Below are 26,824 nucleotides of genomic sequence, written 5' to 3' on the forward strand. Positions count from 1 at the left end.
AGCGGTCCTCGCTTCAATCGAGATGAAAGCCGCGATAGCCTTCGGCCGCCACCGCGTCGCAAATCGAGGCGTAACCGATCAGGCTGGGGTAGTTGAGCAGTTGGCGTGGCTTGCCCGGGACGTTGTCGCCCATGTACCAGGACCGGGCCTCCGGAAAGAGAGTCATCGCCCCCAATTCGGCGGCGTGCGCCGTCCACTCGGCCGAAGCGGCGAGCTCGGGCTCGAAACGTGAAATCCCGTGTTCGCGCAGCCAGATAAGAAACTCGGCGACCCAGTCGCCCTGAACCTCCGCCGAAGTGGGCCCGTTGGCGAAGCCGGACGGGCTTAGCGGGCCGTAGAAGTAGGCGAGGTTGGGAAAGCCGTGCACGCCATAGCCGAGATAGGCCGACACTCCCTCGCGCCAGACTTCCGCGAGGCTCCGCCCGTCCCGACCGCGGATGTCGATCTGCATCAATCCACCGCGTCCGGCATCGAAACCCGTGGCGAAAACAATCAGGTCGCACTCGACCACGCCTTCCGAGGTGACGATGCCCTCCGCGGCAATTCGCTCGATCGGCGCCCGCTTGAGGTCGACGACCGCGACGTTGTCCTGAGAAAAAATCTCGTAGTAGTTCTGCTCGAGCGACGGACGCTTGGTACCGAACGGATGCGGCGGCTCGGTCGGCGCGAGGGTTTCGTGCAAGGCGGGATCGGCGATTCGGGCGCGGACCTTGTCGCGCCAGAAATCGTAGGCGAAGCGGTTGGCGCGACGGTCGGTCAACAGGTCGGCGAAGTTCGCGTACCAGAAACGCAGGCCGCCGGCTTGCCAAAGCTCTTCGTAGGTGCGCAGCCGCTCCGCCTCGTCCACCTCTAGTGCGGACTCTTCGCGGCTCTGGCTGTCAAAACCGCCGCTCGTACACCGGCGAGCGGCGAATATGCGCGAATAACCGGCCTTCTCTTCCTCCTGCTGCGCGACAGTCAGCGGCTGCTGCTGCATCGGCAGCGCCAGAATGGGCGTGCGCTGCAGCAAAGTGAGCTGGGCGGCCTCGCGGGCGGCTTCCTGCGCGACCTGCACGCCGCTCGCCCCGGTGCCGATGATCGCCACCTTTCGCCCGGCCAGCTCCGCGCCTTCCTGCGGCCAATGCGCGGTGTGATGCCATTGGCCGGGGAAGGTCTCGAGTCCTGGGATTTCGGGCATGTAGGCCTTTGCGGCAAAGCCCAGGCAAGGCAGGAAAAAGCGCGTGGTGATCACCTCGCCAGTGTCGGTGGCTATGCGCCAGAGCCGGTCGCCTTCGTCCCAGGCCGCGCTCGTCACGCGCGTCGCCATCGTCATGTGCGGCCACAGTTCGAGCGTGTCGCAGACGTGGCGGAAATAGGCGCGCAGCTCGCGCCAGCCGGGGAAACGCTCGCTCCAAGTCCAGTCGCGCCACACCTCGGGCAGCGATAATTCGTAGATGGGGACTTGCGAGTCCACTCGCGCGCCCGGGTAGCGGTTCCAGTACCAGATCCCGCCGGGCACGGCCGCGGCGTCGATCAGCCGCGCGTCAAAGCCGGCCTCGCGCAGGCGGTGGAGGAGATATACCCCGCTGAACCCGGCGCCGACGATCAGCGCATCGCAATCCGTCACGGCGGGTCCGCTCATGCAGCCTGGCTCTGGCGAACGGCAAAGTCCCGCACCGCGGCATAGTCGGCCTTCCCGTTCGACGCGCGCAGCGGGATGTCGGCCGGGTAGATCGCCTTCGGCGTCTTGTACCCGGCGAGTCGATCGCGGACATGCGACTTGAGCGCTGCTTCGTCGAAAGAGGCCCCCGGCTCCAAACGCACCACGCCGGTCACCGCCTGGCCCCACTTCTCGTCGGGCACTCCGATTACCAGCGCGTCGGCAACCGCCGGATGGGTCTTGAGCACCTCCTCGATTTCCTCCGGGTACACCTTCTCTCCCGCGGTGTTGATGCACACGCTGCCGCGGCCCAGCAGGGTCAGCGAGCCATCGACTTCGACGCGGCACCAGTCGCCGGGGATCGAGTACCGCACCCCTTCAATGGTGCGGAAGGTCTTGGCGCTCTTTTCCGGGTCTTTGTAGTAACCCACTGGGATTGCCCCCCTGCGGGCGATGAAGCCCGGAGTGCCGCTGCCCGGTTCAACCTTGCGGTCGTGCTCGTCGAACACCGTGCAGTGTTCACCGATGGCGAACTTGGCCGTGTTGGTAGATCCTTGCGCGGTGGTCACGGACAAGCCGAAACCGAGACCTTCCGACGCGCCAAAGGCGTCCATAAGGGCGACCTGCGGAATGTGCCGCACGAGCCCCTCCTTGATCTCACGGCTCCACATGACGCCGGAAGAGACGATCGAGATCAGGCTGGAGGTGTCGTAGCGGCCGGGGGCGGCATCGAGAGCGCGGAGCATCGGCTTGGCGAAGGCGTCACCGACGATCGCGATCGATTGAACCCTGTGCTTCTCTACCGCTTGCCACAACTCGTCCGCGTCAAAAGAGGGGCTTTCGAGCGCGACGATGCAGCCGCCGGCCATCATGGCTCCCAACGCGGTGAGCAGGCCGGTCCCGTGCATCAGCGGGCAAGCGGGCAGAGTGATCCGCCCGGGCCCTTCGTTGCGAATCATCGCAACGGTCTCTTCCATGTTCTGGGGCGCGGGTCCGAGCAGGCCTGCCGCGTCGAGCTGCGCCTTGCGCAGGTCGTCGTGCCGCCACATCACACCTTTGGGCATGCCCGTCGTGCCCCCGGTGTAGATGAACAGCATGTCATCGGGCGAGCGCGCGATGCCCAGCGGCGAACCATCGCCTTCGCCCGCGAGCGCTTCGTAGGGTTCGGCGAACGGGGCGATCACGGCCGGGTCGCCGATCTCGACAAAGATCCTAACCTTGGCGAGACGCGATTTCAGCTCGACGATGTTGTCGCGGAACTCGCTGCTGAAAACGACTACTTCGGCGTCCGAATCGTCGAAGATGTATAGCACCTCGTCGGGCGTGTAGCGGTAGTTGATGTTGACGTGGGTCAGCCGCCCCTTGAAGCACGCGGCCATCGTCTCGCCGTATTCCGGCCGGTTGCGCATGTACAGCGCCACCTTGGCCCCGGGTGCAGCGCCGCGCGCACGCAGTGCGCGGGCGAGGTTGTTGGACCGCGCGGCCATTTCGGCCCAAGTGACCCGCCGATCGCTATGGATCAACGCGGGCACGTCGGCAGGCAGCGCCGGTTCGATCGCGTCGAGGATGTCGCCGAAATTCCACCCGGTCATCGTCGTTTCTCCTGACCCATCACGCTGCCGCGACACCCCACCCCTGGAGTTGCGCCGCTTCGGCCCTGACCTTTTCCGGCCCACCGAGCACCTGGCGGTCGAAACCGACGCGCTTGAACCAGTAATGCAGCCCGAGCAAATCGGTGAACCCCATCCCGCCGTGAACTTCGGTCGCAGTGCGGGCGACGAAGCGGTGCACCTCGCCGGTGTGCGACTTCGCGTGGCAAGCAGTCAGGGCCGCCTCATCGCGAACGGCGTCGAAGGCGTGCGCGGCATACCACACGAGCGCGCGACAAGGCTCGTGCCGCGCGGCCATCTCGGCGCACATGTGCTTGACCGCCTGGAAGCTGCCGATCACGCGGCCGAATTGCTCCCGCTCTCCCGCATAGGCGACCGCCTTCTCGATCATCACCTCGGCCGCCCCGAGGCTGTCGGCGGCAAGCAGCGCCCGGCCCGCGTCGCGCAGGCGCCGCCCGGCAGCGCCGCCGTCATCGGCCAGCGGCTCGCCTCGAACTGAGTTCAATCGCAATTCGCCGGCACTGCGGGTCACGTCGATGGTCTTGAGAGCAACCTGCTCGACGCCGTCGCCATCGGCGGCAACCAGGTGGAGCCGCCACGCGTCGTCGGCGACGACGAAATGGTCCGCGCCCTCGAAGTCGAGCGCGAACAGCGCGGTGCCCGACATCCCGTCATCGCCCGCAAGGACGCCCGAGCCGTCGCGCGTCTCGACAATGCCTGAAATTGCAACGCCGAACCGGGCCTCGCCGGCGGCGATCCGCGGTAGCCATTTCGCCTGCTGCGCTTCCGAGCCGGCGAGGATCAGCGCCAGCGGCGCGAGCGCGCTGCGGGCGAGGAACGGGACGGGAGCCACGGCGCGGCCGAGCTCTTCGGCCACTACCGCCGCGTCCAGCAGCGTCATCCCCAGTCCCCCGTGCGCCTCGGGCACCATCAGCCCGCTCAGCCCTATCGCGTGGAGCGCGGCGGCTGCCGGTTCGCTGACCGCGGTTCCCGCGTCGGCGCAGGCGCGCACGTGATCGAGCGGGCAATTTTCCGCCAGGCAGCGGCGGACCGCGTCCTTGAGCATCTGCTGTTCGGAAGAAAGACCGAAATCCATCAGGCGACTTCCTTCCGGCTGGTGGCCGCCGACGGCTCGAGCCGAGGCTCGCGCGGCATGTTGAGCCCGCGCTCGGCAATGATGTTCTTCTGGATCTGCGCCGTGCCCCCGCCGATGATCAGCCCGAGCTGGAACATGTAGTTCCACTGCCACGCGCCGCCCTCACGCTCGCGCGGGCTGCCGTCGTAGAGGATGCCCATCTCGCCCATGGCGTCGATCGCCAGCGCCGAAATCTGGTGCGCCAGTTCGCAGCTCTGCAGCTTGACGATCAGCTTGGCCATGCCGCCGGGCTCGCCTTTGAGCTGATTCGACAGCACGCGCATCCCGTTGTACTTCATCGCCGCGACTTCGGCCTGCAACGCCACCAAACGGTCGCGGAGCACGGGATTGTCGAGGGCGCGTTCGCTGCCGACCCGCTCCTCCTGCATCAGCTTGATCAGGGCCAGTAGCCGGTTCTCGAGCGCGTCGGGATCGCCCAGCATCCCGCGCTCGTGACCCAGCGTCGCATTAGCGACGAACCAGCCCTGCCCGCGCCGACCGACGATCTGGTCGATGGGCACACGCACATCGGTGAAGAACGTCTCGTTGAACTCGGCGTGCCCCGTCATCGTCTTGAGCGGGCGGACCTCGATCCCCGGGGTGTCCATCGGGAAGATCAGATAGGAGATGCCGGCGTGCTTGGGCGCCTCGGGCTCGGTGCGCACCAGACAGAAGATCATGTCGGCCTGCCGGGCGGTACTGGTCCAGATCTTCTGCCCGTTGACGACAAACTCGCCGTTCTCCTCACGCGCGCTGGTGGTGAGGGAAGCCAGGTCGGAGCCCGCGCCTGGCTCCGAATAGCCTTGGCACCAGACGATCTCGCCGCGCAGCGTCGGCGCGATCCAGCGGCGCTTCTGCTCCTCGGTGCCCAGCTCGAGCAGCGTCGGCACCAGCATCGATATGCCCTGGTTGGCGAGGCCGCCGGGCACTCCGGCGCGGGCGAACTCTTCCGCGATAATGCGCGACTTGAGGATGTCCGGCTCGGCGCCGTAGCCGCCGTACTCGCGCGGGATCGTACGCGCTGTGTAGCCGTGCTCGAGCAAGAGCGTCTGCCAGGCGACCGCTTCCGGCGACGGGCGCGCCGCGCGCCCGCCTGCCTTGGGCGCAAGAGGGCGATGGCGCTCGATGAACGTGCGCACCTCGGCGCGGAAGCGGTCGTATTCCGGCCCGTATTCAAGGTTCATACCCGCTCGCCTTCCCCGGCGGTCGGTCGAAACACCGGCAGCCGGAAATCATCCCCCAACGGTTCGAAGGCCAGTTCGACCGGCATGTCGAGCGTAACGTCGCCCGGATCGCAGCCGACAAGCCGCGTGGCCATGCGCACCCCTTCCTCAAGCTCGACCACGGCCGCGACGTAAGGAACATCGGCGGCGAATGCAGGGTGCAGCGCTTGATGGGTGACCGTCCAGGAGAACAGCGTGCCCTTGCCGCTGCTAGGCTGCCAGGTGAAATCGGGCGAACCGCAGCGGGCGCACATATATCGCGGAAGATGCCGCCATGCGTGGCAGGCGGAGCAGCGCTGGAAATGAAGCCGGCCGCTCTGGCAGCGCTCCCAGAATTCCTGCTCGACCGGGTCCTGCGGCCGCGGTCGCGGCTTGGGCGGGAGGGCTTGCGGATCGATGCGCTGCTTGGGCGGAAGGTCGGCCTCGTCGCTCATGCGAACCTCCGCAAGATGGCGATGCTGCCGTCGCCGAGATCGCCCCAGCCGGTCACCAGTCCCGTCTGCGCGTTTTCGACCTGGCGCTCGCCGCAGTCGTGGCGCAGCTGCCGCACCGCCTCCACCACATGGTTGAGGCCCCAGACGTGCGCTTCGCTCAGTAGGCCGCCGTGCGTGTTGAGCGGATAGCGCCCGCCAAGCTCGATCTGGCCGTCGCGCACGAAGTCGAGCTGACCGCCCGGTTCGCAATAGCCCATCGCCTCGAGTTGCAGCAGCACGACGTAGGTGAAGCAGTCGTAGATCTGGAGAAAGTCCATGTCCTCGCGCTTCACCCCGGCCATCTCGAAGGCCTTGGGCGCGGCATAGGACAGCCCGATCTTGAACGGGTCGGGGCGCGAGGGGATGTCGTCGGCCGGATAGGGGTGCCCCTCTGCCGCGCCGGCGATGGTTACCGGCACGTGCGGCATGTCCGGCGCGCGGTCGACCCGCGAGACCACCACCGCGCAGGCGCCGTCGGTCTCGAGACAGCAATCATAGAGCCGGAACGGTTCGGAGATCCAGCGGGCGTTCGAATATGTCTCCCAGTCCAGGGTGCGGCCGTGCGTGAACGCCTTGGGATTGAGCTGCGCGTGCTTGCGACACGCGAGCGCCACCGCGCCCATCGCTTCGGCGCCGACCCCGTGGAGCTTGGCGTGGCGCATCGCCAGCCAGGCGTACATCTGCACCGGCAGGAACACCCCGTAGGGAATGTAATAGCCCTGGATGGTGTTGGTCAGGGTGTTCATGTTCATCGGCCGGGTGCGCGGGGCGCCCGGCTTGGGACGCAGGGCCGAGAACCCGTTCCAGCCGAGTGTAACGAGGACGTGGTCGCACAGCCCCGCAGCAATCGCCATCGCGGCGTTCTGCAACGCGGTCGTCGGGCTTGCCCCGCCCATGTGGACGGTGGCGGCGTAGCGCAGGACGTCGATCCCAAGGTTGGCCGCCAGCTCTTCGGAGGAGGTATAGATCGGAGGCGGGACGATACCGTCGATGTCCGACGGTTCGAGCCCGGCATCTGCGATCGCCCGGCGCGAGGCTTCGAGCATCATGTCGACCGCGGTGCGATCGGTGCCCTTCACGAAGTCCGTTTCGCCGACTCCGGTTATCGCCGCCTTGTCCGAAAAGCTGCTCATGCGCGGCCGGTCAGCAGAACCGTTCGGCGGCGGCCAGCGCGCGTTGGGCCCCTGCGACCAGGTCGCGCATCACCTCGGCTGCCGGACGCACCGAGTGGATCAACCCGATCCCCTGCCCCGCGAAGCCGGGCATGATGTCCTGGCGCTTCGCGGCTATCCCCGCCGCCATCACCGGCCCGGAAACCATCGACTGGTAGGGCATCGGCAACGGCTCCTTGCCCGCCGAGACCCACGCGTCGGCCCACTTGTTGCGGATCATCCGCGCGGGCTTGCCGGTGATCGAGCGGCTGACGACGGTGTCGGCGTCGCCCCCTTGCGCGATCGCCTGCTTCTGGAAGTCCTCGATGCCCGCCTCGTCGGTCGCGAGGAACGCGGTGCCGACCCACGCGCCTTCGGCCCCGAGCATCAGCGCGGCGGCCACCCCGCGCCCGTCGGAAATGCCGCCGGCGCCCAGCACCGGCACACGATCGCCGACGGCGTCGACCACCTGCGGGATCAGCGATATCGTGCCGATCGGCGAGTTGTGGCCGCCCCCGTCGTGACCCTGCGCGACGATCACATCGACTCCCGATGCCACCACCTGCTGCGCGTGCTTGACCTTGCCGACTACCGCCATGACGATCGTGCCGTTGGCGTGGAGGCGGTCCATCCACGGCCCGGGGTTGCCCAAGCCCGCGGCGTAGACCGGCACCTTTTCCTCGATCACCACTTCCATCTGCGCCTCGAAAAATTCCTTGGAGAACAGCGCCGGCCCGCCCTGGGTCGCGGCTTCGCCCGCGGCGCGCATCGCAGCGGCGCGTTCGACCGGAGGAAGCCCTTCGCGCTCCATGAATTCCCGCGCGAACTGCTGATATTCCTCCAGCAAGGCTGCGGGGTCGACCGGTGCCCCGCCGGCCTGAGGAGCCGGGCCCCGGCGCACCGAAGCTGGGAGCAAGGTATCTACACCGAACGGCTTGTCGGTGAGCTCGCGAGTTTCGCGGATCCAGTCTCGCAACCGCTCGGGCGTGCAGGCCGCTGCTCCCAGCACGCCCAAGCCCCCCGCATTCGAGACCGCCGCGGCCAGCGCCGGCACGCTCGCGCCGCCCATTCCGGCCAAGGCGATTGGGTACTCGATCTTCAGCAGATCGCAGATTCGGCTGTGCAGAGCCATGCTGTTCCTTTCCTCAAGCCTGGCGGCTTGCGTTTTCCCAACGAACTTTTTGCGCGACGATTCCCGGACTTCGCTCCGTCAGGTATCGGGTCGATCCAGCGGTCAGCCTTTCCATCTGGGCGCGCGCGCCTGCCGCATCGCGCATCCGGACGGCATGAAGCACGCGGCCGAGGCAGCGTAGCTGCGCGGCGCGCTCCTGCGCCGAATACCCGAGGCTTGTCGACATGTTGCGCGTCAGCAGGTGAAGCGCCGAGACTAGCAGCCCGAAGGCCGGATTACCGCTGGCCCACCCGAGCAGGTCGTGAAAACGCCGGTTGGTCTCTTCGAATTCAGGCGCGTCGTGCTCGCGCTCGAGCTGGGCCAAGCAATCTTCCAGCGCCGCGAGGTCGGCCGCAGTGGCATTCTCGGCCGCTCGCTGAGCAACCGCTGGGGCGACTGCCTCGCGCAGGTCAAGGAGCGAGCGCAAATCGGTGTCCATGAACTGCAGGATCAGAGCCATCGAACTCGCGAAGTCCGCGGTCTGGGGCCGTGCCACCACGGGCCCCCCGCCGCGGCCCGGCTGGAGATGGATCACCCCCTGAAGTTCGAGGAATCGCAACGCCTCGCGCAGGGTAGCTCGGGCGACCTCGTAACGGGCAAGCATGTCCTCTTCGCGCGGCAGCCGATCGCCGGGGCCGTGCGCGTTCGCTTCGATGTCCTCGACGATCTCGCGTGCGAGCACGAGCGCGCGCTTTGCTTTGGAAGCGCCCGCGCGCTCGTTGGGCGGCCCTTGTGTCCCTTGAATCAGTGCATCTGCCATCCAAACCTTATAAGAGTTGGCGATCTACCCGTCCAGCCCCCGCTCGATCAGGAGCAGCGATGCCTTCTTCGCTTCTAAACCTTATCATCTTTATTGACCTAGCGCTTCACGCTGCACTAAAAGGTGCACTCGTGGGGAAGTATCAGGAGGCGGTCATGGCGACGTTGGCGAACGAAAGTCTCGCGCCCGAAGTGGGGATTGCTGAGAAGGTGGCCGACATCCCGCTGGCGGAGATCGACGTCTCCCGCCCGAGCCTGTTCCAGAAGGACACGATCGGGCTGTTCTTCGAACGGTTGAGGCGCGAGGATCCGGTCCATTACTGCGCCGAAAGCGCCTACGGGCCCTACTGGTCGGTCACCAGGTTCGACGACATCATGGCGGTGGACACCAATCATAAGGTATTCTCGTCCGAGGCCAAGCTCGGTGGCATAGCTATCGAGGACATGCACCGCGACCAGAGCAATCTCGAACTCGAGATGTTCATCGCGATGGACCCGCCCAAGCACGATGCGCAGCGCAAGGCGGTCACCCCGGCGGTGGCGCCGTCGAACCTGCTCCTGCTCGAACCTGTCATCCGCGAGCGCGCAGCGGAAATCCTCGATTCCCTCCCCGTCGGCGAGGACATCGACTGGGTGCAGAGCGTCTCGGTCGAATTGACGACGATGACGCTGGCGACGCTGTTCGACTTTCCGTGGGAAGAGCGCGCGAAGCTGACCCGGTGGTCCGATGTGACCACCGCGATCCCGGGCTCCGGAATCGTCGAATCCTACGAGCAGCGCCGCGAGGAATTGATCGGGTGCGCGATGTACTTCAAGGGATTGTGGGAGCAGCGGATCGACAAACCGGGTGGCAACGACCTCATCTCGATGATGGCCAACTCACCGGCAACGCGTGACATGCCGTTCCTCGAATTCCTCGGCAACCTCTTGCTGCTCATTGTCGGCGGCAACGACACCACACGCAATTCGATCAGCGGCGGCGTGCTCGCACTCAACCGCTATCCCGACCAGTACCGCAAGCTGCGCGAGGACCCCTCGCTGATTGCGAGCATGGTGCCGGAGATCATCCGCTGGCAGACGCCGCTTGCCCACATGCGGCGCACCGCGCTCGAAGATACCGAGATCGGCGGCAAGCGTATCAGCAAGGGTGACAAGGTCGTCATGTGGTATCTGTCAGGGAACCGCGACGAGACGGTCATCGACCGCGCCGAGGAACTCGTCATCGACCGGCCCAACCCGCGGCATCACTTGTCGTTCGGCTATGGCATCCATCGCTGCATGGGCAACCGGCTGGCCGAACTTCAGCTGGTGATCATCTGGCAGGAGATCCAGAAGCGCTTCCGTTTTGTAGAGGTGGTCGGCGAACCCGAGCGCCTGCTGTCCAACCTCGTGCGCGGAATAACCCGCCTTCCGGTACGGCTCCACGCCCACTGATCTTTACGAGAAAGACGAGAACCGTGGTCAAGCTCACCTTCGTCGGTCCAGACGGACGAACCTACCCGGTCGATATCGAGGCCGGCTCCTCGGCCCGCGATGCGGCGCTGTTCAACGATGTGCCGGGGATCGACGGGGACTGCGGCGGGGTATGTGCGTGCGCCACGTGCCACGTCCACGTCGATTCGGCCTGGATCGACCGCGTCGGGTGGCTCGCGGGGGGCAGCATGGAATCGGAACTGCTGCAATTTGCCGAGGGCGCAACCGAAACCAGCCGGCTCGCCTGCCAGATCTCGCTCGAGGCTGACCTGGACGGCCTTGTTCTGCACGTGCCCGCGCAGCAGTACTGATGGCGGCAGGCACCGCGCTGCGCATGGGGCTTGTCGCCCCCATCGGCAGAGCATGACGCCTGAGTTGCTCGAACAGGCGCTCCATGTAGCACCATTTCACCAGTGGCTGGGGGTGAGCTTGCGCGAGAGCGGCCCCGACGGGATCACGATCGCGATGCCCTGGCGGGAAGAGATGATTTCTAACCCCGCTCTGTCGGCCATGCATGGCGGTGTGCTCGCTGCTCTGATTGATCTGACCGGCTTCTATACGGTACTCGCCGCAGGTCACGTCTGCACCTCCACCGCCGACATCCACGTCGATTATCATCGGCCGGCCAGCAGGGAGTCGCTGACCGCGCGTGGGACTATTGTGCGGATTGGAAAGCGCCTGAGCGTCGCCGAGGTGCGCGTTAGCGGGGAGACCGGCAGGCTCCTTGCTAGCGGTCGCGGCGCCTATGCAATGAAGGGCTGAGTTCGCAAAGAAGAGGCGGAAGGGACTCCAACGCTTCACCTAGAGACATCCGGTGAGATCTGAGACGCGTTCGGGAGCTGACCTCGTTCTAATATGGACGTATGCGCGTTCCACTTCGCAAACTGAGTTAGCCGAGCCAGGCGCAGGCTAACGTCGGCATGCCAAACGATATCGCGAAGCTCGCAATCGCTCCGCTCCACCGCTTTGGAGCTTAAGATCGAGGGCCATCGTCGATGGCGCTGGAGTCAGGATGAACTGCCCCGCCCTTCGATCCGTCCAGGCTCTCAGCCTTTCGATCAGCGCATTCCGCGTAGAGGCCGGCGCCCGCCTGATCAATGGTGGACCGATTATAGCTCCAGTGCCGTTTTCATCTTCGCCTGGGTCGGCGAGGGATCGAGAAGGAGTCCTTCGATGAGCCTGGATTGCTCTGATTGAGACTGACCTTGGCGACCCTTACGATCAGAACGTGCGGACCCCTCAATCCATTTCGTTCATCAGATCAAGCATGCGGTGATTATCGGTGACGACCTTCCGCTTTAACCCGACTCGCCAGCCGGCTCCCAACACCGCGCCACCAAAAGGCCGTAGAAAGCATTCGACAAAAAAGGGCGGGGCAGCTCTGCGAGCCGCCCCGGAGTCGAAGGAGAGGAAAGGATAGACCAAAGTGCTCCTTCCTCGAGACCGGACACTAGCTCCTCGGGAAGGATTGGTAAAGTGCTTTAGCGCTGCCCTGCGTCGGTTGAAGCTAAGCTTGTCCCGCATCAATCCCAGCGAGATTGAGCTGCGGCTTAACCCAGGTGATTCCGATGCGCGGGCGACAAAAGCGAGCTCCAGACGCCAGTGCGCCAAATGCTTTGAGAGGCCGGCGCCCGAGACAGTTTAGGTCCGCGGGTCCCGCACTCGCCTGCGGGGGTCTAGATTAATCTACTGGTACCCTCATGATTTGACCTACCAGCTCGTTACCATCTCCGGAAGAGCACCACCGCGGCAAGCGCCAGCGAAATACCCGCGAGCAACCAGGACTGTTCCACGAGCAGCGCGGCGGCCACAATCAATGCAGCCGCCACTGGACCACGGATCGGCTGCCCACCATGGCTTTTACCCGCAAGCTTTTCGAGACTGGCCGGATCCAGCCTGACAGGCAGATAGCCGGATTTTGCGATCGAGCTCACGTTGGCGAGCAAGTCCGGCAGGGATGCCGACAAACCGAGGAGTTGGCCGCGGATTTTCCTCAAACCCGAGCGCGCGCTGCCGAGAGAGAATTGTTCCGCGAGAAGCTCCGCCATGATGGGGCGGGTTTCCGCGGCGATGTTGTAGTAGGGCGCCAAGGAACGGACAAAACCCTCTGCCGTCAGCAGCGCCCGGAGAAGGATCGCCAGGTCAGGTGGGAGGACCAACTGATACTCCCGCAACAGATCGAACACGCGGGAGAAAATCTGCGAGAATTCGATTCCCGAAAGCACCGTTCCCCTGAACTCTCCGATCAACTGATCCAGATCCTGCGTGAGTGCATCGTGATCGACCGTGGGCTCGCCCGCCCAGGCGAGCAGGACATTGGCGACATCACCCGGTTCATCGCCAGCGATCGCCAAGACAAGGCGGACGATCTCATCGCGCCTGGCCTTGGTGATCGTCCCGACCGACCCGAAGTCGATGAAGCCGACATCCTGCTTGCCGATTAGGAACACATTGCCAGGATGCGGATCTCCGTGGAATTCGCCGTTAAGAATGATCATGCGTAGAACCGCATCCGCGTAGCGTTTTGCAAAGGCTGCGACACTCGGATCTCCCCGCGCCACGCCGAGTGTGGACGCCGGTCTCCCGTCCAGACGTTCCTGGACGTTGATCCGCAGCCCTGTGAACTCCCAGTGGATCGCCGGGGTCTTGATGCCGATGGTGTCGAGATAGCCGCCGATCCGCTCACAGGCTCGGGCTTCGGCAGCGAGGTCCATCTCCCATGCAAGATTGCGGCCGAATGTACGCATGAACTCAGCCGGGCGATAGCGTGCGATATCGGGCGACCTAGCCTCGGCGATGACGGCGAAGCGCGTTAGGAGACGTACATCGGCTTCCATCCGTGAGGCAGCACCGGGACGCCGAACCTTTACGATCACCTCGGTGCCATCCAGAAGGGAGGCCGAGTAGGTTTGCGCGATAGAAGCCGAAGCCAGCGGCGCTTCATCGAAACGGGCAAAATCGCGGCGCCAGTCCTCTGACCAGCTCGAAATCAATGTAGCCTCGATCTCTTCGAAAGGGACTGGTACGACTTGATCGTGCAGGGTGGCGAATGCCGCAATCCACTGTTCGGAGAACAGGTCGCTGCGCGTCGCGAGGAGCTGGCCCAGCTTGATTCCTACCGGTCCGATATCGCGCAGGAAAGCAACGACTGCTGCGGGACGAAACTCGCCTCGATCAATGGAGCCATCGGGATATGGAATGACCCCGAGCGCCCCGGCGAGATTTTTCGCGCCGTGCCTGACGAGGATCTGCCCGATTTCTGCGACGCGGGCGATGTTGCCCATGGGCTTTTCCGCCGAGAAAGGCATTTTGTTCTATTCCGCTTCGGTCTGGTAGCGATCGAGGTTTATTGAGATCTTCGAAAGAGTCTGATGAAACGCACGCTTTTCCTCGACGGCGATATTGCGCCAAAGCACGTTATGAAGCCGATCCGCCGAACCCCTCAGTTCAGGGAGCAACGTATCGAGCTGCTCGGTCAGAAGGAGCTGCCACGCCCTTCGATCGGTTTCGGCTCGCCGCCTTTCCATCAATCCCCGAGCACACAGTGCGGCGACCGCCTGACCGATGGTGGCCGATTCAAGCTCAAGCGCCTTGGCAATTTCGGCCTGCGTTATCGTAGGATCGCGAAGGAGTTGTCCGATGATCCTCCATTGCGTCTGATTGAGCCCGATCTTGGCCACGCGTGTATCGTAAACCCTGCGCGCGCCTCTACTTATCTCGCTCAGCAGATAGAGAATCCGGTCATCATCGGTGATGACTTTCGGGCGGCTTCGTGACCGTGTCACCGGCTCGGGGATTACGTCCATACCATTGCCTAGCCAAATCGCTCCGCCGATCCCACCTCCAAATTGCTAAACCATTTTACTATATTGCAGAACTCGCTTATGGGCGGCTCATTCCCCCTCACAGCGAAAGCGCCAGAAGATTCAGATGAGCGATAACTCCAATCAGTTGGAGCAGGAGAACACGCCGGTTCCGACTTCGCGATCGCGTCGCACGTTACGCGTGGTGCTCATCGCGGTTGGCCTGGCCGCCATGCTCGCCGGCGGCTGGTGGTATTACCGGCACGTAACCTTCGGGCGCTACATGCAGTCGACCGACAATGCGTATGTCGCGGCCGATAGCGTGGTCGTCTCATCGAAGGTCGCGGGATACGTCAACGAGGTGTTCGTTTCGGAGAACGATCAGGTTGCTCGCGGCCAGGCACTCGTCCAATTGGATCTACGGGACTACCGTACGCAAGCACAGCAGGCACGGGCCCAGATCGCTGCAACGCTCGCCGGCGCGGATACGATCCGGTCGCAGGTCACCGAACAAGACGCCGCCATTCGCCAGGCGCAAGCACAGCTCGCCGCCGCGAGCGCTGGGGTCTCTCTCGCCAACGAACAGGTAGCGCGGTATCGGCCACTGGCCGCTTCGGGCGCGGAGCCGCGCGAAAAGCTCGATCAGTTCGTGACCCAGGCGCGGCAGGCGCGCGCTGAATTGGCCAATGCGCAGGCTGCGGTCGGGGCTGCTATCGCTCGCCGTTTGACATTGTTCGAACAGATCGACCAGACCGAGGCGCAGGCGGAAGCGGCGCGCGCGCAGCTTGAAGCCGCCAACCTTACTGTTGCCTCGACTTTGCTACGCGCCAGCAAAGCAGGCCGGGTGGGCGATCTGACGGTTAGGACTGGACAATTCGCTCAGCCCGGCCAGCGTCTGATGACCGTCGTTCCGTTGCACGATCTCTACGTCACGGCGAATTTCAAGGAGACGCAGGTCGGTCTCGTACGGCCGGGCCAGCCGGTCATCCTCGAAGTCGATGCTCTTCCTGACGTTGAAATCAAGGGACGTGTGGACAGCATTTCGCCGGGAACGGGAGCGGAATTCTCCATTCTTCCCCCCGAAAATGCGACGGGCAATTTCACGAAGGTTGTCCAACGCATCACCGTCCGGATCGCGATCGAGGCTTCGCCCGAGCTGCGCCGTCTACTCATTCCCGGAATGTCGGTTGTCGCCACCGTCGACACCCGAAAAGCTGCCGATGAACTCAAAAAGGTCTCGAGCGCCCAACAATGACGGAAACGCTGGCAGCAGACACCGCTTCTGCCGTTCCCGTCGCGAGCCGGCAGAATGCCGATGTCACCGCGTGGGCTGCAGTAGCGGCTGGGGCGCTCGGGGCGATGCTGGCCACGCTCGACATATCGATCGTCAATTCCGCCCTTCCCGTAATCCAAGGCGAAATCGGCGCGACCGGGACTGAGGGTACCTGGATCGCTACGGCATTTCTTGTTGCGGAAATTGTGGTAATTCCGCTCAGCGCCTGGCTCGAACGCCTGTTCGGTCTGCGGTCTCTGCTTATCATCGCGGTCAGCGCATTCACCGGCTTTTCAATACTTTGCGGAGTTGCGAGCGACCTCACAACGATGATCATCGGTCGCACCGGCCAAGGATTTATGGGCGGTGTGCTTATTCCGACGGCGATGACCATCGTGGCGAAAAGGCTGCCGCCTCACCAGCAGCCGATCGGGATGGCGCTGTTCGGGATGACGGTGATCCTTGGTCCGGTCATGGGGCCGCTGATCGGCGGTTGGCTGACCGAGAATTTGAGCTGGCACTATGCATTTTTCGTCAACATCCCGGTTTGCGGGCTACTGTTGCTACTGCTTTTTGTAGGCCTGCCCTACGAGCGACCGAAATGGGAACATCTTACCGACGCGGATTGGGCAGGGATTTTCGGCTTGATCCTGGGTCTGGGCGGGCTGACCGTTGTTCTGGAAGAAGGGCACCGCGAGGAGTGGTTCGACTCCTCGCTGATTCGCTGGCTCACACTAGTGACCGTGATTGGCTTCGCCTCGCTGATCTACGGGCAGCTGCACGCCCGCAAACCGGTGCTGAAGCTGCAGCTCCTGCTCAATCGCCAGTTCGGAAGCGTGGCGGTGATGGCCCTGGCGCTGGGCATGGTCATGTATGGGTCGACTTACGTTATTCCCCAATTTCTTGCCGTTATCTCGGACTACAACGCCCTTCAAACCGGGCTCGTCATATTCTGGATGGGTGTCCCCGCATTCCTTCTCATGCCCGTCCTGCCATTCATGATCCGCCGGATCGACATCCGCATCGCCGTGGGCGCCGGCATGCTGCTGATGGCGGTAAGCTGCTTCGTAAGTACCAGTCTCACAGCGGAATCCGGGGGTGCAGTTTTTACCGAAAGTCAGCTTCTGCGCGGCGTGGGCATGATCCTGTCGATGATGTTCCTGAACCAGGCAACGGTCGCGTCGGTGGCGAAGGACGATGCCGGAGACGCCTCGGGCATTTTCAACGCCGCCCGAAACCTCGGCGGTTCTTTCGCGCTGGCGGGGCTGGCTTCGTTCCAGGACCAACGGATCTGGCACCATAGCCGGCGCATGGAAGAAACCCTCAATGCGAACAGCACTTCGCTGCAATCTTACGTCGACGGATTGGCGCGCACCTTCGGCAGTATGGAGGAGGCCATGAAGGTGCTCGGCGGCACCATCCAGCGCGAGGCGTTCATCATGACTTACAACGACGTCTTTTGGGTGATGGGCATCCTGACTCTGGCCACAGTGCCGCTGATCGTTTTCCTGCGGCCGCTTCCCAAGAACGCTTCCCTTTCGATGCACTGAGCCCCCCACAATGCGCAATTCCATACTCCCCCTTCTGGCCTTTATTCTGGTGTCCGGCTGCACCGCCGGCCCGGATTACTCCGGCCCCCCGGAAATCGTGTCCGCCAACGCGAGCGAACGCTTCGTGCGCGCGGGTAACGAAGTGAGCGCGAAGGCGCCCGCGCTTGCGGCTTGGTGGGTGCTCCTGGACGATCCCGAGCTGACACGACTGGTGGAGGCCGCGCTGGCTGACAATCCTTCGCTCCAAGCCGCGCAAGCGCGGATCGCCCAGGCACGGGCGTCGATCAGGCAGGAACGCGCAGGAAGATTGCCCGCGCTGGGAACACAGGCGACGACAGTTCAGGGCCGGCTTCCCGGCCTCGACATCCAGAACGGTGCCCCCCCTTCGTCCGGACCTCCCGATCCGCAGGCGGAAAGCGACGATACCATCAGCTTCTACAATGTGGGTCTCAATGCCAATTGGGAGCTGGAATTCGCCGGTGGTTCCCGGAGGCGGATCGAGGCCGCCAATGCGCAGGCAGCCGCAGCCGTGGCCAATGCGGAAGATGCCAAAGTCCAGCTAACTGCCGAAGTGGCGAGCGACTACGTCAACCTGCGCGAGGCCCAGTTTCGCGCCGCCCAGTACCGGACCCAGATCGAACTGCAGAAGGACATTCTGGCGCTCACCTATCAGCGCTACCAGCAGGGCGCATTGCCGCTGTTTCCGGTGGGCAACGAAAATGCTGAACTCGAGGTGCTCAAGTCCCAGCTTGCTGAAGCCGAAGCCGATTCGGCTGTTCAGATCGACGCGCTTGCCATCCTGACCGGCCGAGTGCCCGGCTCAACGTCCGAAGAGCTCGGTGCGGCCGGCGACGTTCCCCTTCCTCCGGAACTGGTGACCGTGGGCGATCCAGCCGGTCTCATCGCGCGCCGACCTGACATACGCGCTGCGGAGCGCAATCTTGCAGCTGCGACCGCGCGTATCGGAGTAGCCGAAGCGGCCCGATTCCCCAAGCTGTCGTTCATGGGAATACTTGGACTTGGCGGATCGTCTCCCGACGATATTTTGGATCTCAGCAATTTGTCGGCGCTAGCCATACCGCGGTTGGAATGGAACTTTCTCGATTTCGGCCGGGTCGACGCCTCGGTCGATCAGGCGGGGGCCGTCCGCGACGAGGCTGTCGCCAGTTACCGGAAAACCGTGATTGCTGCGCTGCAGGACGCCGAGCGAGCACTGGCGCGCTTCGGGCAGCAGCGTGTCGGCTTGGCAGCGCGCGCCCAGATCAAATTTCAGGCTGATCGAGCGGCCGACCTGAACCGCGAGCGCTTTGCGGCCGGGGTTATCTCGCAGGCTGATCTCGATCAGTCCCTTCGCGATCAGCAACAGGCATCAGGTGACCTCGTCCGCGCGAAAGCCGCCCTTACCCGCGGCTGGATTGCGCTCCAGAAGGCGGTGGGCCTGGGATGGCAGAACGCGCGTGGGGGCGACAGCGATTCGCGCGAAAAGCCGGTGCCTTAAGCGGCAGAGGAACGCATGCTTAGAAGGCGGCCAGGAGGGACTTAACAAGCATACGCCCCTTTTGTCGCCGGCAGAAGGCGGTCGTTGAAGCGGAGCACGCACCATGGCGTGCCCGGCTGATCTGGCCGAACTATATTTGCTCAACCAAAATAAGCGGCTTCGCCGACCTAATCCAACTGATCGCCGTTCAGAACTCTTTGCGGATACCGATCTTGAAGTTGCGCCCCAAGGGGTTCGCGGTGAACGGGTCGTAGTTATAGTCAAGCCGAGCGAAGCCGGGCTGCTTGTCGGTTAAATTGTAGACGGACAATAGGAGATCAGTTTCCATCGGAAGGCCAATGCGGGCGGTAAAATCAAAAGTGGTAAAGCTCGGAATTTCATAGCCAGTGGTGCCTGCGGTAAACCGTTGATCGATGTAACCCTGGATATAGTTGATCGACAGGCGGGCGTTGTGCCGAGCCCAGCCTGCCTCGACGAAGCCGGTCGCCTTCCACTCGGGAAGCGGATAAGCCGTCGTCTGAAAGTTGAGCTTGCCAACCGCCGAGAAGCCAGGTTGGATCACATTTGAACCGATGGAGAAATCGTTGGTCTCGTAGTCGATCACGTAGCTGGCGGTAACGCCGGCACCATAGGACCCCTCGGAACTGAATTCTCCGCGATAGTTGGCCAAAAAGTCGAGCCCGGAGGTCGAAAGACCCGCGCCATTGGTATAATTCGTATTGATGACCGTCACGCCGCCCAGGTTCGGGGTGAGCGTGCCGCAACCCCCGCTTGCCGGTCCCCCTGAGAAGATAAAGCGGTTCGCTAGTGGGTTGGCGCAGTTGGCTGGCGTCGCGGCCGGCGTGCCGGATCCGGCGTTGCCGCCGAAGACTGAGTTAATTAATCCCGCCAGCGGCTCGGCGACCAAGTCGTCATGGAAGTCATATCTCCAATAATCGACGCTGGCATTAAACCCTCCCAATTCGACGATCACACCGCCGCCGTAGCTGGTGGCGCTTTCCGGGATGAGGTTGGGATTGTCGTTGATACGAACCGCTCGGAACGAGCCTCCGACGAACTGTAGCGAGGTGGTGTAGTCTCCCGCTGCGAGAATGTTCGGCGGCGGTGCCCGGAACGTGGTTTGATACGAACCGCGCAGGGCAAGCCAATCGGTCACCTCGAACCGGGCACTGACCTTGGGGTCAAAAGTCGAGCCAACATTGCCGCCGTAGCTTTCATATCGAGCAGCGAGTTGCAGATCGATGCGATCGCCGATCGGAACCTGGACTTCTGCGAACACAGCCTTGGCAGATTGCCGGCCGCTGCCGGGAGTGCTCGAACCGAGGAAGCCAAACAGGCCGTTGGGATTAGCGCATGTTTTCGTCCCAAAGTCGAGCGAAGACGAGCACGGGAATTGAGTCAGGTCATTAAGGGGGCCGTACTCGTCGTTAAATGCTAGCTTGCGGTACTGCACACCAAGGGCATAGCCGACATTGGACGAGCCGCCCAAGTTGATGCCGGTGTCTCCGCTAAAGACGAGGTTGGCCACGTAAAGATTGTTGCTGTTCTGGGTCCTCGATTTCTTGCTGAAGTAGTCGAAGATTGCAGGACTGTTAGCCAACGCGGGATTGAAGTTCGGATTGGTCTCCCCGGTGACAGGATTGGATTGGATCCCGTTCGAGAACGGGTTGAAGAACAAACACGGGCCGACGCCGGGCGTGCCGGTCAGCGGGTTGCACCCTTCGCCACCCAGGCCGCGCAACGCGAGCTGCAGGCGATCGACGATGGTATCGTATTGGTTGAAATCGCGGTTGTAGTAATGGTAGACGCCACTCAGCTCCCAGTTGAACATCGGCGACATAGAACCGCGCAAGTTGGCGCTCAATCGGACTGAATCCCCTTCACGAACCACAGGCGCTGCCCCGTCGATGCCATTGACATCTTTAAAACGGGGGTCGCCGCCGAGAAGGGCGGCACGGAATGCACCGGCAGCGACAAGGGCCGAATTGGCACCCAGCGGAAACTGATCTGGGTTGGCCGCCCTGTAGGCGATAAGGCCCGGGTTGTTTGGCGGCACGAAATACTGCGAGCCGATCGGGTTCGCGAGCGTCGAGGGCGAATTGAGCAGGAGGTAACTTGGTGACGTGTTGGCCAAAACCTCAGTGCGCCCATAGAGGGCAGAAGCCTCGAAAGTGATCGTGTCGGTGAGATCAATTTCAGTCTCAAGGTAGGCTTGGAAGCGATCTTCCTTTTCCACGAGCAGATCGAAGATCGTGTACTGAGCTGCGCAGCGGTCTGCCAGCGCCGTTGTCGTTTCTACTGCGTTCCTGACCGGGACCCCCCCGAGCGGTGCGCATCCTCGATCGACCTGGAAGCCCCCCCTCAGCCCAGCGCCAGGCCCGAAGAAGAACGGAAGGAAGGCACTGGGATTGCCGCCTTGGCTATAACCCCCCGCCGGGTTGTCCGCATATGGACGATAGGCGAAATCGCGGTCGATCACCCGCAGCGGCGAACGATGCTGGTACCCGAACGAACCTAAGACTCGGAAACCATCCTGGCTGTGGCCGTAGGTCGCCGAGGCGGTCCAGTCGCCATCGCTGCCTTCGATGAAGCGCCAGTCTGCGGCTAGGACGAGACCTTCTAGCTGTTTGTTCGTGATGAAGTTGACCACGCCTCCGATCGCATCGGAGCCGTAAGTTGCCGCGGCCCCATCTTTGAGCACTTCAACCCGGCCGATGGCCGCGACGGGCAGCAGATTGATGTCGACTCCAGGGGTCCCTACGGGCGACGGCGCTAGGCGACCACCGTTTAGAAGTACGAGAGTACGGCTGGGGCCAAGCCCCCGCAGGTTCACTGTTGCGACCCCTTCGGAACCTTGAGAGCGTGAATCGAACTGATTGGAGTCGCCCAGCACGCCGCTCGATCCCGGCAGGTTCTTAACCAAGTCGAGCGCCGTAGGCGTGCCTTGGTTAATCAGCTCTTCCTGCGATATGACGTCGATCGGCAGCGCTGACGTTTCGCTTGAGCCGCGGATAAGCGATCCCGTGACGACGATCTGGTTTTCGACAGGAGGAATGTCAGATTCGGAAGTCGGGTCGTTGGCTTGGCTTTCTTGCGCCCACGCCGGCACAGCGATCGCCCCAACACCAAGTGCGATAAGCGCGCACGAACGGCGCAGGGTGGTTTTCATCATTCTCTCCCGTGCATATTTCTAACGCAATTTTTTGCGCTGAGAACGGATACCCGTTCTTCGAAGCCAAGAAATGACCGCGTCGTCGCCGATGTCAAGGAAACTTCGCGTTCTTCGAAAGATGAACGAGCGTGGCGAAGTTGTGGAGTGGGACTCACACCGTCGGCGGGCTCGCTAAGGCATGTCAATCGCCTGCAAATTTCGCTATGCCTCACGCCAGAATGAGCAGTCACACTGTTCGATCAGGTCCGGCGTGTCGCCTCTCCCCCGGGACCAAAACGGCCCCAAAAGAGGCAATTTCTCAGCGGACCCCGAGTGAGGTACAGGAAAGGACAGACGACGCAGGATCGCTCCTGCGCGCGAAGCAACTACCCTCCAAATTTCTAGTAGAAAGCCTTACAACTCTCACTCGCCAACTGAGCGTAGACGATACTCGAAAGATAGTGCGCTCAAGGCGTCCCCCCGCGATCACGCGGTCGGCACTTATCAGAAGCGGTGCTGGCAGCCCCTGCAGGTAGCCGAGCCATCAATAACGAGGGTTGAGTTGCGGTATGTAGCGCTGGCGCTTCGCGCGCATGCAATCGCAGCCCGCGCTGCCAGCCTGATCGCCACGCCGCTGATACGATTTCGAGCGTCAACCTCGAGCGCTCCCTTCCCGACTATCATCAGGCATAGGCTGACCTCCGCCCAGGTGAGAGCCGCCCCCCTCAGGCATGATTGTCCCTGCCGTTCTGTACTCCGCGATGATGCCGGCTCAGAAAATCCAGAATAGCGGCTGAAAAGGCGTCATTGGAATCGCCTACGACCATGTGCGTGGCATTAGCGATGTCGGTGTACTCTGAATGGGGAACAAGTTGTCGCAGATGGGCAACGGCCTCTTCAGAAACGAGATCGCTCGATGCGCCCCGGATGAGGTGCAGCGGAAGGGTGAGATTGGCCGCGGCCTTTGCCAAAGTATCGAGCTGCTGCTCCTGACGGTTCGGATCGTCGCTTCTGGCAACCATGATGTTGCGGATAAAGGCAGGGTCCCAATGCCAGTAGAAGCGGCCATCAGCCTTCTGGCGAAGGTAAGTCTTCAATCCGTCGCTCGCGTCGCGATTGCGACGGTGCGGAGTGTAGCGGGCGATCACCGCCGCTGCCTCTTCCGGTGAGGCGAAGCCGGAATCGACATGTTCTTCCATGAAGCCCACTACGCGTGCGACCCCGTCCGGCTCCATTCGGGGTGCTATGTCAACCAGCGTCAGTGACGCAAAACTGCCCGGCGCGAGATCTCCTTCGGCGATCAGCCCGGCGAGGCCACCGAGCGACGCGCCAACGAGAGCCGGTTTTTGTTGCATGCGGGATGCTATCGCGAGAAGATCAGACGCAAAATCGCGGATGTCATAGGCACCGCTTCCTGACCATTGGCTGCCACCATGACCGCGCATATCGATAGCGGTCGCACGAAAGCCTGCAGAGGCCAGATCGCAGGTCACTCGTTTCCATGCTCGACGGGTCTGACCGCCCCCGTGAGCGAGGAGGACCGGCATACCCCGCATGTCGCCTTGGGCCTCAGCTAATCGTAAAGGTTTCTCTCGCCATTTACCGCCCGTATGGAGGGAGCAGAACATAGTAAAAACGATTTAGTTTCGGAGCTCGTTCTCAAGTGTGTTTGAAGACAAGCGCAAGCTACCACTAGGAAGTGCTGCTAGCTGTCTCTCAGTTGATGCCCACACTGACGAGCAGTTTGGACGGTCATTGCAAATTGCTCGACGCCCTAACGCCTCGGCAATGTTCTTAACTCATCACCAGCTGTGGCTATCTCTTCGAGTGGTCGAAACCTGCTCTAGAGCTTAAACCCCGCCGCGATGCCATAGCGCCTCGGCTCGAGAGTAAAGATGTTGGTATAGTTGCCCGAGGACTGATCGGTCACGTAGAGACCCGTGATCGAGTTGTTGTCGAAGATATTTTGGACGAACGCCCGGATATACCACCGCTCATCGGGTGCGTTGAGCTGCACCTGAGCGTTCGCCTGTACAAAACTGCGGACACGGTTGACGTTGCCGCCGAAGATGTTTCCGGTCGTCTCTCCCGTGAAGGCGATATCGGCCCGCGGAGTGAGCGTGAAATTGCCCATCGGCGCGGCGTACTGGATGCCCATCGAGACCTTGTAGTCCGGCGCCCCAGGCAGCCTATTGCCCTTGATGTTGACCGGGATGCCTCCCGAGTAGTCGTAAGTTACTCCGTCGATGACGGTCTTGGTTTCAATCCCGCCGAATGCGGCTCCCACCGTCGGGGCCAGGGCTTGGAGCACGGCGCAGATGCCGAACGCGCCCGTCGAGGCGATGCCGCTATTAGGCCCGAACGATGTCGGCGCGCGCAGGCCCGCCCCCGGAGATACGCCGGGTATTGCGCCCGCGTTGACCAGGTTATTAACTTGCGTGACGTAGCCGTTCACGCCCGCAATGCTGCCCGATGCCGAGGCGACCGCGCAATTGGCCGCATTGGTGATATCCTTGATGATCACCGCATCGGCGCGTCCTCCGCCGAAGTCACGCGGATTGGCAAGGTACTTGTCCGAGGAGACCTTGGTGTTGAGGTAGCTGGCGGTGATGTTGACGGCGAGTTCGCGCACCGGCCGGATCACGGCTTCCGCCTCGAGGCCCCAGATGTCCGCATCGACGTTATCGTTCACCGAAGTTCGCGCAACGATACGGCTTAGTTGGAGCTGCTTGTACTGGTAGTAGAAACCCGTGAGGTTGAGCTGCAGCGCACCAAAAGTGTTCTTGGAACCTATCTCGAACGCGTTGACGAACTCGGGCGCGAACGCCTCGGGCACTGCGAAGATGGGCGACAACGGCGGATTGATGCCGCCCGATTTGTAACCCCGCGAATACGAAGCATACAACAGATTGGCCGGGGTGATCTGATAATCGAGCACCGCGCGGCCGGTCCATTCGCTGAACTTGGCCTGACGAACGGCGAACTCCTGCGCGCCCGGAAGGCCCGCGTCGTAGTCTAGGCCGGCGTAACCGAGGGCGTTGGTAATGTCGGGCGAGTTAGTGGGAACCAGCACGGACGTGCCCGCCGTATCGACGAACAGCGGCGTTCGCGCGCGCACTGCCTTGCGGTCGTTGTTATAGCGGACACCCACCGTCAACTTTAGCTGGTCGCTAAGATCATAGTAGCTTTCGCCGAAAATTCCGAACGTCTTGACCTTCAAATCGTCTGAATTGTTGCGGTAAAATGGAGATCCGAGGAAGTACGATTGCCCAGCAGCCGGTGGCGGTAGACCTGCACCCAGCGCCCCGAACGCCCCAAGCAACCCTGCGGCGTAGTCGAGCCCGAACGCGTTGACGTAATAGCTGTTCTCGGTCAGGTGCAACTGGCCATAGATGCCGCCGAGCAGGAAGTTGAACGGGCCGTCCCAATCGGAACTGATGATGGCTTCGGCTGTCCAGCTCTTCTGCTCATTGTTCGAGCGGTCGAACGCCAGCGGGTTCATCGAGCAGACCGAGTCGTTGGCTGCTCCGTATACGCCGACAAGGTTCGGATCGGAATTCGATGTACACAGCACGCCGTTAGGTCCGTTCGGGATAAGGCGCGCGGCGATCGGCGCAAGGTAAGCCTGAAGCCCTGGACCGAAGGTGCCAGCCGCAGCAGCAGCCAAGGTGTTCAACCCGTTCTGCAACGGCGCGCGACTTTGCGCGGCATTGTTGTAGTCCTGCTGCGAATCGACCTTCACGTTCTGCCAATTGCCACTGAGTTTAGCATTCAGGCCGCCGCCGAGCTCCTGGTTAAGCTGGCCTTGAACGATCCATTCCTCAGCGAAATAGTTCGGCGCGAACGCGGTGTTGATAACCCGTGGATCGGGTGGGTTCACCGCGGTGCCGAAGACATCCGGGCCATAAAGGCTTCCCGTAGAGAAGTTCGGCAGCCCCGGCTGCCCAGATGGTACACCCCGGATGCGAAAGAATTCTTGCGAAGCGAAAATCGCGCCGAGAGTGGAGCTGCCATCAGGAAAAGCATAGTCGAGTCGGCTGTTCAGACAGCCCAGAACGCCAGTTTCGTCGCGCTGGCACAACTGTTTCTGTATGCGCATGCGCTGGTCGTTCTCGCGGAAGTACTGCGCAACGAGATCAAGTGTAGTGCCGCTAGTAGGCTCCCAGCGGAGCGAACCGCGCACGCCGTACATTTCACGGTCGTCATAGCGGTCACCGTTGAATTGGTTCAGGGTATAGCCATCACGGTTCAGATAGTAACCCGCTATTCGGGCGGCGAGCGCCTGACCTAGCGGGATGTTTACCATCCCTTTGGCCTTGATACTGTTGTAGTTGCCGTACTCGACATCCCCTGCAGCGCCGAACCCACTCAAATCGGGACGCGCCGTACGGATATTAACCACGCCGGATGTGGCATTCCGGCCAAAAAGTGTTCCTTGGGGCCCGCGCAACACTTCGATCTGCGCCAGATCGAAAAACTCGCCCTCGAATAGCCGCGTACCGAACAGCGGGGCGTCATTAAGATGGATTGCGGTAGCGCTGTCGCACGTCACCCCTACGCACAGATCGCCGATACCGCGAATGGTGAAGCTCGAGGACGTGAAGTTCGTCTTGGTGAAGGTCACGTTCGGAAGCGTTAGCTGAAGATCGGAGGTGTTCTCGATCTGTTGGGCTTCCAGCGCCTCGGCTGTGAATGCGCTGACCGCGATCGGCACGTCCTGGAGCGCTTCTGCTCGCCGCTGCGCGGTAACGACAATGACGTCTCCAGGTTCAGCCTCTCCGTCAGTGTTTTCCAACGGAGTGTCCTGCGCGCGAGCGGGAAACGCGATGACCGAAGCACAAATGCCGGTGAGCAGGGCGGCCTTCATCCTCATCAGAAATCCTCCTCCGAACGGGGCCGTCTATTCGCGGCCTAT

The 26,824-nt window shown here is 62.6% G+C and carries 19 protein-coding genes; 6 read left to right on the forward strand and 13 right to left on the reverse strand.

Going from position 1 to position 26,824, the window contains the following annotated elements:
• Nucleotides 1–13: 13 nt before the first annotated feature.
• Genes ACWPM1_RS10170 through ACWPM1_RS10205 form a run of 8 tightly spaced genes read right to left on the reverse strand, consistent with a single transcriptional unit; the run spans nt 14 to nt 9,162 of the window.
• Nucleotides 14–1,621, reverse strand: coding sequence for a flavin-containing monooxygenase (locus ACWPM1_RS10170; RefSeq protein WP_455694717.1), 1,608 nt, complete (start codon nt 1,619–1,621; stop codon nt 14–16).
• Nucleotides 1,618–3,231 (reverse strand): acyl-CoA synthetase, encoded by a 1,614-nt coding sequence (locus ACWPM1_RS10175; protein ID WP_455694718.1) that lies wholly within the window; start codon nt 3,229–3,231, stop codon nt 1,618–1,620. Before ACWPM1_RS10175 ends, ACWPM1_RS10170 begins: the two co-directional genes overlap by 4 nt.
• Before the next feature lie 19 nt (nt 3,232–3,250).
• Nucleotides 3,251–4,345 (reverse strand): acyl-CoA dehydrogenase family protein, encoded by a 1,095-nt coding sequence (locus ACWPM1_RS10180; protein ID WP_455694719.1) that lies wholly within the window; start codon nt 4,343–4,345, stop codon nt 3,251–3,253.
• Nucleotides 4,345–5,568, reverse strand: a complete 1,224-nt coding sequence (locus ACWPM1_RS10185) for an acyl-CoA dehydrogenase family protein (RefSeq protein WP_455694720.1) — start codon at nt 5,566–5,568, stop codon at nt 4,345–4,347. The genes ACWPM1_RS10180 and ACWPM1_RS10185 overlap by 1 nt, the downstream gene beginning before the upstream one ends.
• Nucleotides 5,565–6,041: a Zn-ribbon domain-containing OB-fold protein gene (locus tag ACWPM1_RS10190; protein WP_455694721.1), complete on the reverse strand. Its 477-nt coding sequence runs from the start codon at nt 6,039–6,041 to the stop codon at nt 5,565–5,567. Before ACWPM1_RS10190 ends, ACWPM1_RS10185 begins: the two co-directional genes overlap by 4 nt.
• Nucleotides 6,038–7,213 carry a thiolase C-terminal domain-containing protein gene (locus ACWPM1_RS10195; protein ID WP_455694722.1) on the reverse strand — a complete coding sequence of 392 codons (1,176 nt, stop codon included), beginning with the start codon at nt 7,211–7,213 and terminating at the stop codon, nt 6,038–6,040. The genes ACWPM1_RS10190 and ACWPM1_RS10195 overlap by 4 nt, the downstream gene beginning before the upstream one ends.
• Nucleotides 7,214–7,223: 10 nt before the next feature.
• On the reverse strand, nt 7,224–8,363 hold the full coding sequence (locus ACWPM1_RS10200; RefSeq protein WP_455694723.1) for an NAD(P)H-dependent flavin oxidoreductase: 1,140 nt from the start codon (nt 8,361–8,363) through the stop codon (nt 7,224–7,226).
• Between the two features lie 13 nt (nt 8,364–8,376).
• Nucleotides 8,377–9,162 (reverse strand): FadR/GntR family transcriptional regulator, encoded by a 786-nt coding sequence (locus tag ACWPM1_RS10205; RefSeq protein ID WP_455694724.1) that lies wholly within the window; start codon nt 9,160–9,162, stop codon nt 8,377–8,379.
• A gap of 131 nt (nt 9,163–9,293) precedes the next feature.
• Between ACWPM1_RS10205 and ACWPM1_RS10210 the strand changes: the two genes are divergently transcribed.
• From ACWPM1_RS10210 to ACWPM1_RS10220, 3 genes are read left to right on the forward strand one after another with little or no spacing between them, the layout of a single operon-like run.
• Nucleotides 9,294–10,595, forward strand: a complete 1,302-nt coding sequence (locus ACWPM1_RS10210) for a cytochrome P450 (protein ID WP_455694725.1) — start codon at nt 9,294–9,296, stop codon at nt 10,593–10,595.
• Nucleotides 10,596–10,618: 23 nt separating this feature from the next.
• Entirely contained in the window at nt 10,619–10,945 is a 327-nt protein-coding gene (locus ACWPM1_RS10215) for a 2Fe-2S iron-sulfur cluster-binding protein (protein WP_455694726.1), read from the forward strand.
• A 52-nt stretch (nt 10,946–10,997) separates the two neighbouring features.
• Nucleotides 10,998–11,396 carry a PaaI family thioesterase gene (locus ACWPM1_RS10220; protein ID WP_455694727.1) on the forward strand — a complete coding sequence of 133 codons (399 nt, stop codon included), beginning with the start codon at nt 10,998–11,000 and terminating at the stop codon, nt 11,394–11,396.
• A 959-nt stretch (nt 11,397–12,355) separates the two neighbouring features.
• Here ACWPM1_RS10220 and ACWPM1_RS10225 read toward each other — a convergent pair.
• Both ACWPM1_RS10225 and ACWPM1_RS10230 read right to left on the reverse strand, forming a co-directional pair.
• The gene (locus ACWPM1_RS10225) at nt 12,356–13,918 is read right to left on the reverse strand and encodes an ABC1 kinase family protein (protein WP_455694728.1); all 1,563 of its coding nucleotides are present in this window, start codon (nt 13,916–13,918) and stop codon (nt 12,356–12,358) included.
• 30 nt (nt 13,919–13,948) lie between these two features.
• A complete protein-coding gene (locus ACWPM1_RS10230; protein ID WP_455694729.1) occupies nt 13,949–14,440 on the reverse strand; it encodes a MarR family winged helix-turn-helix transcriptional regulator in 492 nt (163 codons plus the stop codon).
• Between the two features lie 124 nt (nt 14,441–14,564).
• Between ACWPM1_RS10230 and ACWPM1_RS10235 the strand changes: the two genes are divergently transcribed.
• From ACWPM1_RS10235 to ACWPM1_RS10245, 3 genes are read left to right on the forward strand one after another with little or no spacing between them, the layout of a single operon-like run.
• Nucleotides 14,565–15,692, forward strand: a complete 1,128-nt coding sequence (locus tag ACWPM1_RS10235) for an HlyD family secretion protein (RefSeq protein ID WP_455694730.1) — start codon at nt 14,565–14,567, stop codon at nt 15,690–15,692.
• On the forward strand, nt 15,689–17,260 hold the full coding sequence (locus ACWPM1_RS10240) for an MDR family MFS transporter (RefSeq protein ID WP_455694731.1): 1,572 nt from the start codon (nt 15,689–15,691) through the stop codon (nt 17,258–17,260). Before ACWPM1_RS10235 ends, ACWPM1_RS10240 begins: the two co-directional genes overlap by 4 nt.
• A gap of 10 nt (nt 17,261–17,270) precedes the next feature.
• Nucleotides 17,271–18,758 carry an efflux transporter outer membrane subunit gene (locus ACWPM1_RS10245; protein ID WP_455694732.1) on the forward strand — a complete coding sequence of 496 codons (1,488 nt, stop codon included), beginning with the start codon at nt 17,271–17,273 and terminating at the stop codon, nt 18,756–18,758.
• A 187-nt stretch (nt 18,759–18,945) separates the two neighbouring features.
• On the opposite strand, the gene ACWPM1_RS10250 is transcribed toward ACWPM1_RS10245, so the two are convergent.
• From ACWPM1_RS10250 to ACWPM1_RS10260, 3 genes are all read right to left on the reverse strand, one after another.
• Nucleotides 18,946–21,927: a TonB-dependent receptor domain-containing protein gene (locus ACWPM1_RS10250; protein WP_455694733.1), complete on the reverse strand. Its 2,982-nt coding sequence runs from the start codon at nt 21,925–21,927 to the stop codon at nt 18,946–18,948.
• Nucleotides 21,928–22,634: 707 nt separating this feature from the next.
• Nucleotides 22,635–23,537: an alpha/beta fold hydrolase gene (locus ACWPM1_RS10255; protein ID WP_455694734.1), complete on the reverse strand. Its 903-nt coding sequence runs from the start codon at nt 23,535–23,537 to the stop codon at nt 22,635–22,637.
• A gap of 215 nt (nt 23,538–23,752) precedes the next feature.
• Nucleotides 23,753–26,782: a TonB-dependent receptor gene (locus ACWPM1_RS10260; protein WP_455694735.1), complete on the reverse strand. Its 3,030-nt coding sequence runs from the start codon at nt 26,780–26,782 to the stop codon at nt 23,753–23,755.
• Nucleotides 26,783–26,824: the final 42 nt, after the last annotated feature.

The organism is Tsuneonella sp. HG249, from assembly GCF_053819205.1.